This window comes from Streptomyces sp. NPDC046712 (assembly GCF_040645695.1).
Taxonomy (GTDB): Bacteria; Actinomycetota; Actinomycetes; order Streptomycetales; family Streptomycetaceae; genus Streptomyces.
Window position 1 is genome coordinate 432866 of the sequence record NZ_JBEYYW010000003.1, and the last position, 14466, is coordinate 447331.

The following is a 14466-nucleotide window of genomic DNA, read 5'->3' on the forward strand; positions in this document are numbered from 1 at the left end:
CTCGCGGCGCCGAGAATGGCCGAATGACGACGGTGGGCGAACCGGCCGCAACTGTCCCATGCCAGGGGCGCATTCGCCTTTGCGTGCGCGACCCCGGACCCCCTCCTGTGCGCCGTTGTCGTGGCAGCATGTTCCTCCACTGAACCGACGTGGAGGCGCCGATGCGATGGCTGGTGGGCTGGAGCAGTGTCGCCGCGAGCTTCGGCCCGACGGGTACGGCCGGAGCCGTGGGGGGCGCGGCGTCCGAGGGGCGCACGATCCAGCCGGTGGGCGCACAGCTGCTCTGGGGTGACCCCGATCCGCTGTGGGCGGTCGGCGACTGGCGGCCGGACGAGGTACGGCTGATCAGCGTCGACGCGCACACCCGCCTTGCCGTACTGGGGTGTTGCGCCGCGAGCGACGAGGAGCTGAGGGTCGGGCTGCTCACCGCGCGCGGGGGAGCGCTGCGCCATCTCACCGCCTGGGCCGGCAGCTACACCGCGGTTGTGAAGGTCGGCCGCCGGATCACCGTCACGGGCGATCTGGCGGGCGCGCGGCCGGTGTTCCACACTCCGTGGGCGAACGGCACGGCGTACGCGACCGCCGCCCTGCCCCTCGCGGACCTCATCGAGGCCCAGCTCGACATCGGGCATCTGGCCGCGCTGCTCGCCTGTCCCGAGACGCCGGAGGCGCTGCGCGACTCCACGCCGTACGAAGGGGTGAAGCGGGTGCCACCCGGGCACGCGCTGATCCTGCGCGAGGGTTCGCGCGAGATCACCGGGTACGAGCCGGTGGCCTCGCTCGCGGTCGCCGCGGCCGAGGTCGAGCCGCGCCGGGCTGTGGAGGGCGTACGGGACGCACTGGTCGATGCCGTACGGGCCCGGCTCACCGCGCCCCGGCACGCGCCGGAGTCCCCGCTGCCGGACCCCGGGCCCGTCCCCGGCATGGGGCCCGCCGAGCGACGGGCCGCCCGCGGCGGCGGACCCGCGCCCGGGATCGGCGCCGACCTCTCCGGGGGCAGCGCGTCCGGAACGCTCGCACTCCTTGCGGCCGGACTCCCAGGGGTCCCCGGGACGATCCTCGGCCACGGCACGGGCGCGGGGGAGCGGCTGCTCGCCGTCACCTTCAACGACCTGGCGGCCGGAGGTTCTTCGGGCCGGGAGGACGAGCTGGAGCGGGCGCGGGCGATCGCGGCGAACCCGCGGCTGCACCATGTGGTCGTGGCGGCCGGTGAGGAGGCGCTGCCCTACGCGGAGCTGGAGGGTCCGCTGACCGACGAGCCGGGTCCCTCGCTCGTCGTCGCCGACCGGCACCGGCGGCGCCTCGCGGGCGGCAGCGCGGACCACTTCACCGGCCTGGGGGCCCGACAGGTCCTGGACGCGCATCCGGCGCGCCTCGCCGACCTGCTGATGGACCGGCGGCGCAGATCACTGGTGCGTCCGGTGACGGCGCTCGCCAAGGCCACCGGCCCGTCGGCGGGTTCGCTGCTCGTACCGCTGACGGTCTACCGGGCGGCGCGCCGGCTCGCCCGTACCCCCTACCGGTCGGGCCTGGAGGCTGCGGCGACGCGGCTGCTGGACGCGAACCGTCCGGGGCCCGGGGCCTTCGGCCCCCTGGAGGCGTCCCTCTCCGCGCTGACCTGGTCGCGCCCCGGCCCGGCGGCGCGCTGGCTGACCGGTGAGGCGCTGGCTGAAGTATCGGTTCGCCTGAACCGGGCGGCGACGCTGCCGACGTCGGTGCAGCGGCCGGGGGAGGCACGCGCGCGTGCGGCGCTCGCCCGGGCGGCGGCGGACCACAGGGTGCTCGAACAGGCGGCGGAGATCCGCAGCCAACGGCTGCACGCCCCCTTCCTCGACAACCAGGTGGTACGGGCCTGCCGCGACCTCCCCGAATCGCTGCGGGTCCAGCCGGGCGCCAGGGCGGCCGTCCTGCGCACGGTCCTCGCGGGCGCGGGCATCCACGACCTCCCGCCGGGCTGGGGCACACCGAACCCCGCGGTCCCGGCCGCGGCCGTCCGCGCGGGCCTGCGCGCCGCGCTCCCCGACCTCATGGCCCTCTTCGCCGCCCCGCTCCTCGCCGACGCGGGCCTGATCGAGGCCCGCGTGGTCCGCAAGGCCCTGCGGGCGGCCTCCGAGGGTGAACCCGTCCCCCTGGACGGCCTCGCCGACCTCGTCTCCACCGAACTCTGGCTCCACCGGCTCCTCGCCCGCCGCGGCACCTGCTGGACGGGCACCGCGGCCCCACCGCGGCAACGGGCGGTGGTGGGACCGCTGGTGCCGTCGACGAGATCGCTGTTGGCGTGACGGGGCGAGTCGGCTCCGGCGCGGCGTGACGGGGCGATCGGCTCCGGCGCGGCGTACGGCTGCGCGGTGACGTCTGTCCACAGGCTGGGGACGGACGCGCCGCGCCCGCGCCCCGGGCGGCGACCCTCCGGGTAAACCCCGAGGCGCAGGGCACCGCCCCCAGGGACAATGGCCCGCGTGCGGTATCTCATCCTCGGCACCACCCTCGCGCTCGACGCCCACGGCACCCCCCTCCCCCTCGGCGGTGCCCGGCTGCGCGCGCTGCTCGCCGCGCTCGCGCTGCGCGGCGGACGGACCGTCACCGTCGCCGAACTCGTCGACGACGTGTACGGCGACGAGCCCCCGCACGACGCCCCCGCCGCCCTCCAGGCCCTCGTCGGGCGGCTGCGCCGCGCCATCGGGCGGGAGGCCGTCGAGTCGACGCCCGGCCCCGGCTACCGGCTCCTCGCCGGACCCGACGACATCGACCTGTTCGTCTTCGAGCGCCACGTCCGGGACGCGGGCGCCCGCCTCGACGCCGGCGACCCCGAGACCGCCGCCGGCCTCCTCCGTACCGCCCTCGCCCTCTTCCGCGGCCTGGCGCTCGCCGATCTCCCCGAGCACGCGCGCGTGCGGCCCGAGGCGCAGCGGCTCGCCACCGTACGGCAGCGCGTCGAGGCCGACCTGAGGCGCGGCGCCGTCGACGGACTCGTACCGGAGCTGTCCGAGCTCACCGCCGCGCACCCGTACGACGAAGGCTTCCGCGCCCAACTCGTCCGCGCCCTGCGGGCCGAGGGCAGGCAGGCCGACGCCCTCGCCGCCTACGAGGACGCCCGGCGCGCCCTCGCCGACGGCCTCGGAGCCGACCCCGGCCCCGAACTGGCCGCGCTCCACCGGGAGCTGCTCCGCCCGACGGCGCCGCAGCCGCGAGAGACCGGAAACATCCGCCCCCGCCTCACCTCCTTCGTCGGCCGCGAACCCGAACTCGCCGCCCTCCACGCCGACCTCGGCCACTCCCGTCTCGTCACGCTCACCGGCCCGGGCGGCTCCGGCAAGACCCGCCTCGCCGAGGAAGCCGCGCTCCGGAGCGCGCTCCAGGCCGAGGGCCCCGCCGCCTGGCTCGTCGAACTCGCCCCGCTCGACGACCCCGCGGCCGTACCCGGCGCCGTCCTCTCCGCCCTCAGGCTCCGCGAGACCACCCTCATCACGCGCGAGGGCCAGCCCCTCAAGGACGACCCCACCGCCCACCTCGTCGAGCACCTCGCCGCCCGCTGTCTCCTCCTCGTCCTCGACAACTGCGAGCACGTCATCGACGCGGCCGCCGCACTCGCCGAGACCCTCCTCACCCACTGCCCGCGGCTCCGCGTCCTCGCCACCAGCCGCGAACCCCTCGGCGTCCCCGGCGAGGCGGTCCGCCCGGTCGAACCCCTGCCGCCCGACCCGGCCCACCGCCTCTTCGCCGAACGCGCCCGCGCCGTACGCCCCGACTTCGACCCCGTCGAGGACATCGAGGCCGTCGACGAGATCTGCCGCCGACTCGACGGCCTGCCGCTCGCCATCGAGCTGGCCGCCGCCCGGCTGCGCCTGCTCACCCCGAGCCAGATCGCCGAACGCCTCGACGACCGGTTCCTCCTCCTGACCTCCGGCAGCCGGACCGTGCTGCCCCGCCAGCAGACCCTCCGCGCCGTCGTCGACTGGTCCTGGGACCTCCTCGAAGCCGACGAACGCACCCTGCTGCGCCAGGTGTCCGTCTTCGCCGGCGGCTGGGACCTCGCCGCCGCCGAGGCCCTCGCCCCGCACGCGGCCGGCCCCCTCGGCGCGCTCGTCGACAAGTCCCTGGTGGTCGCCGCCCCGACCGACGAGGGCGAGATGCGCTACCGGCTCCTGGAGACCATCCACGAGTACGCCGTCGAACGAGCCGCCGAGACCCCGGACCTGCTCGCCGCCGCCGAGGCCGCCCACACCGCCCACTTCACGGCCCTCGCGGAGCGGGCCGAACCGCTGCTGCGCTCCGGCGAGCAGCTCCCCTGGATCCGGCGGATCGAGAACGACCTCGACAACATCCGGGCCGCCCTCCACCGCACGACCGTGACCGCCCCCGACGAGTCCGCCGCGCACCGGCTGGTCTTCGCCATGGGCTGGTTCTGGTGGCTGCGCAACTACCGCCCCGAGGGCCTGGTCTGGGTCGATCGCACGGTCCGGCTGGGCGAGGATCCCGACGACCCCGAGGACCCGCGCCACTGGCCGCGCATGCGGCTGCGGATGCTGTACTTCTTCCTCGTCGTGGAGAGCCAGGCGGCCAGCGGCTTCCGCGACGACCCCGAGGCCGCGGTGCTGATACGGCGGGTTCGCACCGCGTTCGCCGAGCACCTCGGCCCCGAGGCGGCCCGATTCCCGGGGCTGCTGTGGCCGTTCACGGCGTACCTCACGGAGGAACCCTCCACCGTCCGCGCGATGCTGGACACGGCCGTCGACAACTGCCGCCGGTACGGCGGCGAGTGGGAGACCGGCGTCAGCCTCATGTTCCGCACGCACATGGTGATCGACATGCCGGGCGGAATGCCGGGTGTCGACGAGGACCTGGCCGAGCTGCGCGCCCTGTCCCGCCGCGTCGGTGACCGCTGGATGCGGGCCCAGGTGGCGAGCGCGGCGGCCGAGGCGCACATGATGCGGGGGCGCCACGAGGAGGCGGGCGAGGCGTACGAAGAGGCTCTCGGCCTGGCCCGCGAGGTCGGTGCCCACGCGGAGGCCCCGTTCCTGATCGCCCGGCTCGCGGAGCTCTCCTACCGATCGGGCGACATGGAAGCCGCCGAGAAGGGGCTGGAAGAGGCTTCGGCGGAGGCGGGCCGCCATCACGTCAACGACACGCACACGTTCATCGGTTTCCTGCGCGCCGCGATCGCCCTGCACCGCGGCGAACTGCGCTCCGCCCGCGCCCACCTCGACGAGGCCCGCGGGCGGATCACCACCGGCGCCCCGCCGCATTTCCAGGCGGTCCTGGCCGGGCTCGACGCCCGCGTCAGGGCCTGCGAGGGCGGCGGAGCCGAAGCGGTCGCGGACGCGGCCGGGGCGCTGCGCATCGCCCGAGGGGCCCAGTGCGCCGACTTCATCACGGCGCACCTCGCGGAGGGCTTGGCGAACGCGCTCGCCCTGGACGGCGAACTGGCCCTCGCGGTTCGCGTCCTCGCGGCGGCCGACACCTGGCGCACCACGATGCCCCGTGCGGTCCCGGAAGTCCGTGAGGCGGAGGAACTCCTGGCCCGTGCCCGCACGGAACTGACCGAGGAGACCGTAGAGGTGGCGTACGCCGCCGGCACGGGCCTCGGCCTCGACGAGGTGATCGCCCTGGCGGATTCGTACGCTACGGAAGGCAGCCGTCCGCTCAGGCGCAGCTGATCTGCGACCGGCCCCAGTCCGCGACCGCAGCCCGGCCGAACGGGGTGTGCTCCTCCACGACCAGGCGGATCGTCCTGAGGCCGTCGATGCCGACGTGGACCGGGATCGCCGGGTCGCCGGGCCGGACCACCTCGGAGCGCCAGAGCTGTTCGCCGTCCCCGTAGACGGAGAAGCGGACGCCGCCGACCCTGAGGGGCGCGCTCAGGTCGTCGATGCCGACGACCGCGTCGTAGCCGGTGCACCGGCGGTTGAGGTCGACGGTGAGCGAGGACGGCGCGTGCACGCTCACCCCGTGCGCGTACCGCGTGCCGCCGATCGACAGACCCTCGCGCTGCCACATCCAGCTGCTGTCACCGAGCCGTACCTCCGGCTCGGTGCCGTCGCCGAAGATGCCGTAGTCCAGCCGGTTGACCTGGTAGACGGTGGGCGGAGCGGGCGGCGCGGGCTTCGGTGCGGGCTTCGCAGGGCTCGGTGTCGGGGTCGGCTTCGGCGGCGTGGGCTTCGGGGTCGGCTTGGGGCTGGGCTTCGGTGGGGGCGTCGGCTCGGGCGTCGGTGCCGGCTCGGTGGCCCGCACGACCGGGGCCGGTGCCGGGGGCGGCGTGGGCTTGGGCGTCGGCTTCGGCGGCGGGGTCGGCTCCGGGGGTACGGCGGGGGCGACGGCCGGCGGCGACGATGCGGGCTGCGCGACCGGCTGCGGGTCCCCGGACAGCGCCCACACCAGACCGGCGGTGGCCGCGACGGCCACGGCCGCCGCGATCCCGGCCTTCGCGGGGGCGCCGAACCCCTCGGCCACGGCGGCGGAGGACGCCCCGGCCGTGGTCGACGAACCGCCTCCCGTCGCGGCGGCGGCCGCTCCGGCACCGGCAGCGCCCGCCACTCCACCGGCCACGACACCAGCGGCCTTGAGCGAGAACCCGGCGGCGAACCAGCCGATGACGGCGACCGGCAGTAGCGCGGGGATCCCGGCGTTCACCTGTGCCAGTTCGCCGGCGGCGAGCCGGCACTTGGCGCACTCCTCCAGGTGCTTGCGCAGCCCGCGTTCGGCCCGCACCCGCAGCCCGCCGCGCGCATAGGCGCCGAGCCGGTCGGCGTACCGAGCGCAGTCCCCGCCGGAGGTGAGGGACTGGCTCACATGGGCCTGGAGATAGGCCTGCTTGAGGCCCTCGCGGGCCCTGCTGGCAAGGACGGCGGTGGCGTTGGCGGTCAGGCCGAACAGCGGCGCGACCTCGCTCGGCGACTCCTCCTCGACGGTGGTGTGCCACAGCACGGCCTGCCAGCGCTCGGGCAGCGACCGGAACGCCTGCATGGCCAGCGACTGCTCGGCCTCGTGCATGGCCAGGACGTCGGCGCCGAGGTCGAGCCCCGCTCCGAACGACGCCGTCTGGTCGGAGACCTCGGAGCCGCGGGCGGCCTGCGCCGCGAACACCGCGAAGTCCTCGACCAGATGCTCCCGCTTCTGCGTCCGCGTCCAGTTCGCGGCCACCCGCCGGACCGTGGTCAGGAGGTAGGCGCGGACGGCCTGCTCGGGCCCCGCCCCGCCCCGTACCGCCTGGAGCGTGCGGGCGAACACCTCCGCCGTCAGGTCGTCGGCGGTGTGCGCGTCGCGGCAGCACGTCCTGGCATAGCGACGCACGGCCTCGGAGTGGCGGCGGAACAGCTCTTCGTACGCGCTGTCGTCGCCGTCCCGCATCAGCTGGATCAGATCGGCGTCGGACGGCGGCAGTTCGACGGGCGGCGGCAGTACGGTGTCGCGCTCGTCGGCACCGGGCACCGGACCGGCCGGCCGCTCGCGCTGCTGGGGCACGCTCGGTTCGGCGGGCCCCGCGGGCGCGTCCGAGGAACCTTTCCGGCCGCCCTGGCTCGGTACCTGCCGTGAAGGCAGGCCCCCGGTCTCGGTGGCGCCACCGTGTCCCAGCGCCTCGTCCCGACCGTCACCGCTCATCGCGGAAGCCCCCGTATGCACGCCCAGACCCGAACACCGGCCAAGCGTGCCACAGAGCGGAGACGCGCCGAACCCACGCGTCCACTTACCACTCGTCCGGGGCGACTTCCTGTGTCCGGGCGTAACCGCTCACGCGTTCGTGGAATGCTCAACGGTCCGCCCGGACCGTCCGACGACCCGGCCGGCGCCCGCTACCGCGAGCGCAGACCCTCCAACAGGATGTCCAGGAGCCGGGCCGAGGCCGCCGCCTGCTGCGCCGCGTCCGGCAGCGCGGGCGCCGCCGTGGCTATGACGAGCAGGACGTCCGCCACGGTCACGTCCGCCCGCAGCTCGCCCGCCTCACGGGCCCGGTCCACCAGCCGGCCGACGACCTCCAGGAGCTCCGCCGCGCCGGCGTCGTCCTGCTCGGCCTCCGGCACCGCGCGCGGCCCGACCACCCGCTGCTCGGCCTGGTCCGCGAAGCCCCGCTGGTGCGGCACCCGCACCCCGCCCTCCGCCGCCTGCGACGGCAGCACGAGGTCGTCCGTGTCCACGCCCACCCGAAGGATCTGCGGCGGCAGCAACCGACCCGCACCCGAGGCGACCGAGGTCCGCAGGAACCGGGAGAGAGCCGACCAGGGCTCGTCCTCCTGCCCGAGAGCCGTACGGGCCTGCTCGGTCAGCCGGGAGGTCTCCTCCTCGGCTATCCGGCGCACCAGAACGTCCTTGCTCGGGAAGCGGCGGTAGACCGTGCCCACACCGACCCGGGCGCGGCGCGCCACATCCTCCATCGGCGCCCCGTAGCCGAGCTCGCCGAAGACCTCGCGCGCGGCGCGCAGGACATGCTCCAGATTCCGCTGCGCGTCCACGCGCAACGGAGCCGAGCGCCCGACCGGTGCCGTCGCTCCCGTCCGTCCGTTGACCGAGCCGTCCGCGACGGCCTGCCAACGAGAATCCTGCATGTGCATAAGCGTTCCCCCGCTCATGATGTCTCCCCCCGGAGACTTCCCCGCCCTGACACGGGATGTCCGGACCGTCCCACGCTCTGGTCCACGCGCTGCGATCCGATACCCCGACGAGGTACGAACATAGTTGAGACGAGGTCAATTCAGAAGGGGGAGTTCCGTACGGTGCGCCCCCCGATCGGAGCAAGGGCCTGAACTCTCCCGATTCTGACCCCCCGACCCACCCCCCTCACCCATCCTGACCTGCGTACTTACGGCTATGGGTACCTCTGTGCACCACCTCATGCCTCCAGCCCCTCCGGTCACACAATTTGCCGGGCCTGTGGACAAACCCCGGACGGCGTTGCGTCATGGGACAGTGACGGAACCTGTGCGCATTCTCGTTGTCGGCGGTGGCTACGTCGGGATGTACACCGCGCTGCGCCTGCAGCGCCGGCTCAAGGCCGAGCTCAGAAGCGGTGCGGCCGAGATCGTGGTGGTCACGCCCGAGCCGTACATGACGTATCAGCCGTTCCTCCCCGAGGCGGCGGCCGGCTCCATCTCCCCGCGCCATGTCGTCGTCCCGCTCCGCCGCGTCCTCGACAAGTGCCGGATCGTCATCGGCGAGGTCCACGCCGTCGACCACGCGAAGCGGACCGCGACGCTCTCCACCCTCGCCACCGAGGAGGAGGGCACCGGCAACATCCAGCTCACCTACGGCGAACTGGTCATCGCGCCCGGCTCGATCTCCCGCACCCTCCCCGTCCCCGGCCTCGCCGACTACGGCATCGGCTTCAAGACCGTCGAGGAGGCCATCGGGCTGCGCAACCACGTCATCGAGCAGATGGACATCGCCTCCTCCACCCGCGACCCGGGCCTGCGCGACGCCGCCCTCACCTTCGTCTTCGTCGGCGGCGGCTACGCCGGCGTCGAGGCGCTCGCCGAGCTCGAGGACATGGCCCGCTACACCGCGCGGTACTACCACAACATCAAGCCGGAGGACCTGAAATGGGTCCTGGTCGAGGCGTCGAACCGGATCCTGCCCGAGGTCGGCGAGAAGATGGGCAAGTACGCCATCCGCGAGCTGCGTGGCCGCAACATCGACGTACGTCTCGACACCCGCCTCGAGTCCTGCGAGGACCGCGTCGCCGTCCTGAGCGACGGCACGCGCCTCCCGACCCGCACGGTCGTCTGGACGGCCGGCGTCAAACCCGCGCCGGTCCTCGCCGCCACCGACCTGCCGCTCAACGGACGCGGCCGGCTCAAGTGCACGGCACACCTGACCGTCGACGGCGTCGAACACGCCTGGGCAGCAGGTGACGCGGCCGCCGTCCCCGACATCACCGCGGAAGAACCGGGCGCGGAGTGCGCGCCGAACGCGCAGCACGCCGTGCGCCAGACCAAGGTGCTCGCCGAGAACATCGCCGCCTCCCTGCGCGGAGAACCGCTCAAGGAGTACGCCCACAGCTACGCCGGCTCGGTCGCCTCGCTCGGCCTCCACAAGGGCGTGGCACATGTCTACGGCCGCAAACTCAAGGGCTACCCGGCGTGGTTCATGCACCGCGCCTACCACCTCAGCCGCGTCCCGACCTTCAACCGGAAGGCCCGCGTGCTGGCAGAGTGGACCCTCTCCGGCCTGTTCAAGCGGGAGATCGTCTCGCTCGGCTCGCTGGAACACCCGCGCGCCGAGTTCGAACTCGCCGCCGCGCCCCCGCCCCCCAAGAACGGCCCGAAGCCCGGCTGACACCGATGTCAGTGCGGTCGGTCACACTGGACGTGTGACCATAGGTGGGCTCACACCTGCACAGAGTGACTCAGCACGGCCAACGACACCACGAGGCATACAGATCCGTGAACTTCACCCGTTGGAGCGCCCGACTCCCCGGAACACAGCGCCGCACGGCGGCGCGGGGGACCGAGGGCTCCGTGCCCGCCGCCCGCGGGGAGTACGAGCAGCAGCAGCCTGAGCCCCGCCCCGACGAGGTCCCCGCACTGGAGGACTTCTCCGTACGGGAGATCATCGGCCGCCTCCCCGGCCTGGTCGCGCTCGTGCACGGCCCCGAGCACCGCATCGCGTACGTCAACGACGCGTACGCCGCCGCCTTCGGCCCCCGTCCCACCGGGGCCGCCGTCGCCGACGCCTGCCCCGAGGCCCACGAGCTGGGCCTGCTGCCGCTGATGGACCAGGTCCTGCGCAGCGGGAAGCCCCGCACGGTCAAGTCCCGCAAGACCCAGGAAGGCGGCTCGTACACGGTCACCTGCCTACCCGTGGACTCCCCGCGCTTCGACGGCGGCGCCGTCCTCGTGCACGCGGCCGACGTCACCGACCACGCCGAGGCCGCGGAGCGGCTGCGCGCCAGCGAGCGCCGGCACCGCGAGACCGCCGTCACGCTCCAGCGCTCCCTGCTCCCGCAGGAGCTGGAGCAGCCCGACGACCTGCGGATCGCCGCCACGTACCAGCCCGGCGGCACGGACGCGGCGGTCGGCGGGGACTGGTACGACGTCATCACCCTCGGCGCGGGCCGCACCGCCCTCGTCATCGGCGACGTGATGGGCCGCGGCGTGCGCGCGGCCGCCGTCATGGGCCAGCTCCGCACCGCCGTCCGGGCCTACGCCCGGCTCGACCTGCCCCCGCACGAAGTGCTCCAGCTGCTCGACGGCCTCGCCGCCGAGATCGACGCCAGCCAGATCGCCACCTGCGTCTACGCGGTGCACGACCCCAACGAGGGCAAGCTCGTCTACGCCTCCGCAGGCCACCTCCCGATCCTCGTCAGGGACGAGGACGGCACGGTCCGCCGCGCCGAGGACCCCACCGGCCCTCCGCTCGGCACCGGCGGCTGGCTGCACACCTCCGGCACGATCGCCCTGCCTCCCGGTTCGACCGCCGTCCTCTATACGGACGGTCTGGTCGAACGCCGCCGGGAGGACATCGACGAGGGCGTCGCCGCCCTGGAGCGCGCGCTGTCCGGCGCCCTCGGCACCCCGCAGGTCGTCTGCGACCGGCTGCTGCGCTCGCTCGGCGTCACCGCGGAACACGACGACGACGTGGCGGTCCTGGTGGTCCAGCACCCCTCTCGCAAGGGCGCGGACGCCGAGCTCTTCCACAACGCGGCACTGGAGCTCCTCGGCGGAGTCGAGGCCGCCCCACGCGCGCGTGCCTTCGCGTCGGGAGTCCTCTCCAGCTGGCGCTTCCCGGTCGAACTGCGCGACCTCGGTGTCCTCGCCACCAGCGAACTGGTGGCGAACTCCCTCAAGCACGGCACCCCGCCGATGCGCCTGCGGCTGCGCCGCACCGACCGGCGCCTGATCATCGAGGTCACGGACGGCGACGACCATCTGCCGCGCCGCCGCAGGGCGGAGACGGAGGACGAGGCGGGTCGCGGAATCTCGATCATCGCGACGATCGCCTCGTCCTGGGGAAGCCGCCGTACGCCGGGAGGCGGCAAGGCGGTCTGGTGCGAGTTCGCCCTGCCCGACTAGGCGGCGGCGGTCTCGCGCTCCGGCACGTGCTGGGCCACCACCCGGGAGGTCTTCGTGACCAGGGAGGGCTGGTCCTGCACCGGCGTGAGCTGCTTGCCCAGCCGCAGCGCCAGGAACGTGATCCCGAGCGAGAAGAGCACGAAGGTCACGATGTACGGCCCGTGCAGCGAGGCCCCCATGGGCCCGCCCACGGCCGGCCCGACGGCCAGCGCGAGCTGCTTGACCAGTGCGAACGCCGAGTTGTACTGCCCGACCATCGACTCCGGAGCCAGATCGGCCACCAGCGGCGCCACGGTCGGCGACAGCATCGCCTCACCGAGCCCGAAGAGGGCGTACGTGGAGATGAAGGCCGCGGTCGCCATCGTCTGGCTGCCGTGCCCGAGCCCCGCGTACCCGGCGATCACCCACGCCACGGTCCAGATCAGACCGACGGCCGCGATCACCCGCGTGCGGCGGCGACGCTCGACGAACTTCAGCACCACGAACTGCGCGACCACGATGACGGCCGTGTTGGCGGCCAGCGCGATCCCGAGCGTGGACGGCTGAATGCCCGCGGCCTCGGTGCCGTACGCCGCGAGGCCCGACTCGAACTGGCCGTAGCAGGCGAAGAACAGCACGAAGCCGAGAACGCACAGCTGCACCATCGCCTTGTGCCCGAGCAGCGCCCGGACGCCGCCGCCCTTGGAGGCCGGGCGGGTGCCCTGCAGTGCGGGGGAGCCCGGCATCCGCACGGTCAGAACGATTCCGGCGAGCACGAGGAACATCGCCGCTTCGATCGAGAAGAGAAGAAGGAAGCTGTCCGGCCGGCTCTCGTCGACGAGCTGGCCGCCGATCAGACCACCGACGCCGAGTCCGAGGTTCTGCAGAAAGAACTGCATGGCGAAGGACCGGGTACGGGTGGACGGGTCCGAGCACCAGACGATCATCGTCGCCAGCGCCGGCTGCATCACGGCCGTACCGGCACCGAGCAGCGCGGCCGAACCGACGGCGGCGGGCACGCTCTCGGAGAGCCCCATGCCCAGGGCGCCGAGGGACGCGAGGACGGCGGCGACCAGAAGAACGGGGACGGGACCGCGCCGGTCGATGGCCCGCCCGCTGAACGGCAGGACGACGAGTGCGGCCATGGCGAAGACGGCGAGCACGATGCCTGCCGTGGACGCGCCCAGGTCCCGCACCTGAGCGACATACACATAGAGGTACGGAACGGTGAAGCCGAGTCCGAACGCGCTCAGCGCGCTGCCTGCCTGGATCCGGCGCATCGCTGCACCCATCGCCTTGGTCACGCTCACCCACTTCGAGAGGAGGGCTTCAGCCCTGTAGGACTGAACCCTGAAGACTTAAACACTAAAGTTAGATCCTTAACAATACACATGGAAGGACTTCAACGCCAACGTCGCCCGTGGGATACTCCCCGCATGTCCGACACCCCCGAGCCGAGCCTCGACGAACAGATCGCGGCCTATCAGCGCGAGTTCCGCGAACTCGACCCCCAGGTCGAGAAGGTGGTCTCCGCCCTCGGCCGGCTGAACCGACGGATGAACGTGGCGTACGGGCGTCAGCTCGCCGACCTCGGCATCAGCAACGCCGAGTGGGAGGTCCTCAAGACCCTCGTCCTCGCCGGCGCGCCCTACCGTCTGGGCCCCGGCGAGCTGGCCAAGCGCCTCGGCCTCACCCCGGCCGCGATGACGCACCGCATCGACCGCATGGCGGGCGAAGGCCTCGTCACCCGCGACCGCGACGAGAGCAACCGCGTGCGGGTGATCGTGGAGCTGACGGACGAGGGCCGCTCGAAGTGGCTCGAGGCGATGCGCATGGCGACGGACTTCGAGGAGGAGCTCCTCCAGGACCTGACGAGCGAGGAGCGTGGCGGCCTCGGCGAGATGCTGATCCGCCTCCTCCGCAGGGTCGAGCACACCCAGCCGGACGCGGGCGGCCGGCTCACGGACCTCGACTGAGAGGCCCGGTCGAGGCCCGCTCGAGGTTCGCCGGGCCGGGGTTGACACGCCCCCGCCGTATCCGTAGTGTTCTCCGAGTTGTCACGGGGCCGGAACGGTTCTGCGACAGCCACTCCCGCCGCTGATGCGGCACCTCAACTCAGCACGATCTCCCAGCCGGGACGAATTTCGGCATGCCGAAATTCATTTCGATTGACTCGATTATGAGTCGCCCGGGAAATCCGCTAGAGTTTGAGCGTCGGAACGGCCCAACAGCCGCAAAGACAACCCACTCTGACTGGGAATCAGGCCCGAAAGGATCTGATAGAGTCGGAAACGCCGGAAGGTCGAAACGGGAAACCGAAGAGGCCGGAAAGCACCGAGGAAATCGGATCGGAAAGATCTGATAGAGTCGGAAACGCAAGACCGAAGGGAAAAGCCCGGAGGAAAGCCCGAGAGGGTGAGTACAAAGGAAGCGTCCGTTCCTTGAGAACTCAACAGCGTGCCAAAAATCAACGCCAGATTAGTTG

Annotated in this window: 8 protein-coding genes; 5 read left to right on the forward strand and 3 right to left on the reverse strand. The window is 73.2% G+C overall.

Going from position 1 to position 14466, the window contains the following annotated elements; translation table 11 throughout:
• Positions 1-161: 161 nt before the first annotated feature.
• Both ABZ939_RS06560 and ABZ939_RS06565 read left to right on the forward strand, forming a co-directional pair.
• On the forward strand, positions 162-2282 hold the full coding sequence (locus tag ABZ939_RS06560) for an asparagine synthase-related protein (RefSeq protein WP_361849942.1): 2121 nt from the start codon (positions 162-164) through the stop codon (positions 2280-2282).
• A gap of 177 nt (positions 2283-2459) precedes the next feature.
• A complete protein-coding gene (locus tag ABZ939_RS06565; RefSeq protein ID WP_361849944.1) occupies positions 2460-5657 on the forward strand; it encodes a BTAD domain-containing putative transcriptional regulator in 3198 nt (1065 codons plus the stop codon).
• On the opposite strand, the gene ABZ939_RS06570 is transcribed toward ABZ939_RS06565, so the two are convergent.
• Together ABZ939_RS06570 and ABZ939_RS06575 are read right to left on the reverse strand one after the other, a co-directional pair.
• Positions 5644-7599, reverse strand: a complete 1956-nt coding sequence (locus ABZ939_RS06570; RefSeq protein ID WP_361849946.1) for a sigma-70 family RNA polymerase sigma factor — start codon at positions 7597-7599, stop codon at positions 5644-5646. The genes ABZ939_RS06565 and ABZ939_RS06570 overlap by 14 nt on opposite strands.
• A 191-nt stretch (positions 7600-7790) precedes the next feature.
• Positions 7791-8546 (reverse strand): helix-turn-helix domain-containing protein, encoded by a 756-nt coding sequence (locus tag ABZ939_RS06575; protein ID WP_361850001.1) that lies wholly within the window; start codon positions 8544-8546, stop codon positions 7791-7793.
• A 355-nt stretch (positions 8547-8901) separates the two neighbouring features.
• On the opposite strand from ABZ939_RS06575, the gene ABZ939_RS06580 reads away from it, so the two are divergent.
• Both ABZ939_RS06580 and ABZ939_RS06585 read left to right on the forward strand, forming a co-directional pair.
• Positions 8902-10266 (forward strand): NAD(P)/FAD-dependent oxidoreductase, encoded by a 1365-nt coding sequence (locus tag ABZ939_RS06580; protein WP_361849948.1) that lies wholly within the window; start codon positions 8902-8904, stop codon positions 10264-10266.
• A gap of 107 nt (positions 10267-10373) precedes the next feature.
• Complete coding sequence (locus tag ABZ939_RS06585) at positions 10374-12002, forward strand: SpoIIE family protein phosphatase (protein WP_361849950.1); 1629 nt, start codon at positions 10374-10376, stop codon at positions 12000-12002.
• Here ABZ939_RS06585 and ABZ939_RS06590 read toward each other — a convergent pair.
• A complete protein-coding gene (locus ABZ939_RS06590) occupies positions 11999-13273 on the reverse strand; it encodes an MFS transporter (protein ID WP_361850003.1) in 1275 nt (424 codons plus the stop codon). The genes ABZ939_RS06585 and ABZ939_RS06590 overlap by 4 nt on opposite strands.
• Before the next feature lie 144 nt (positions 13274-13417).
• On the opposite strand from ABZ939_RS06590, the gene ABZ939_RS06595 reads away from it, so the two are divergent.
• Positions 13418-13957, forward strand: coding sequence for a MarR family transcriptional regulator (locus tag ABZ939_RS06595; protein ID WP_361849952.1), 540 nt, complete (start codon positions 13418-13420; stop codon positions 13955-13957).
• Positions 13958-14466: the final 509 nt, after the last annotated feature.

Excerpts from the sequence above, each read along its gene's own strand:
- ABZ939_RS06560 (WP_361849942.1), top strand. The coding sequence starts at position 162 with ATGCGATGGCTGGTGGGCTGGAGCAGTGTCGCCGCGAGCTTCGGCCCG.
- ABZ939_RS06570 (WP_361849946.1), bottom strand. The coding sequence starts at position 7,599 with ATGAGCGGTGACGGTCGGGACGAGGCGCTGGGACACGGTGGCGCCACC.
- ABZ939_RS06575 (WP_361850001.1), bottom strand. The coding sequence starts at position 8,546 with ATGCACATGCAGGATTCTCGTTGGCAGGCCGTCGCGGACGGCTCGGTC.
- ABZ939_RS06590 (WP_361850003.1), bottom strand. The coding sequence starts at position 13,273 with ATGGGTGCAGCGATGCGCCGGATCCAGGCAGGCAGCGCGCTGAGCGCG.
- ABZ939_RS06595 (WP_361849952.1), top strand. The coding sequence starts at position 13,418 with ATGTCCGACACCCCCGAGCCGAGCCTCGACGAACAGATCGCGGCCTAT.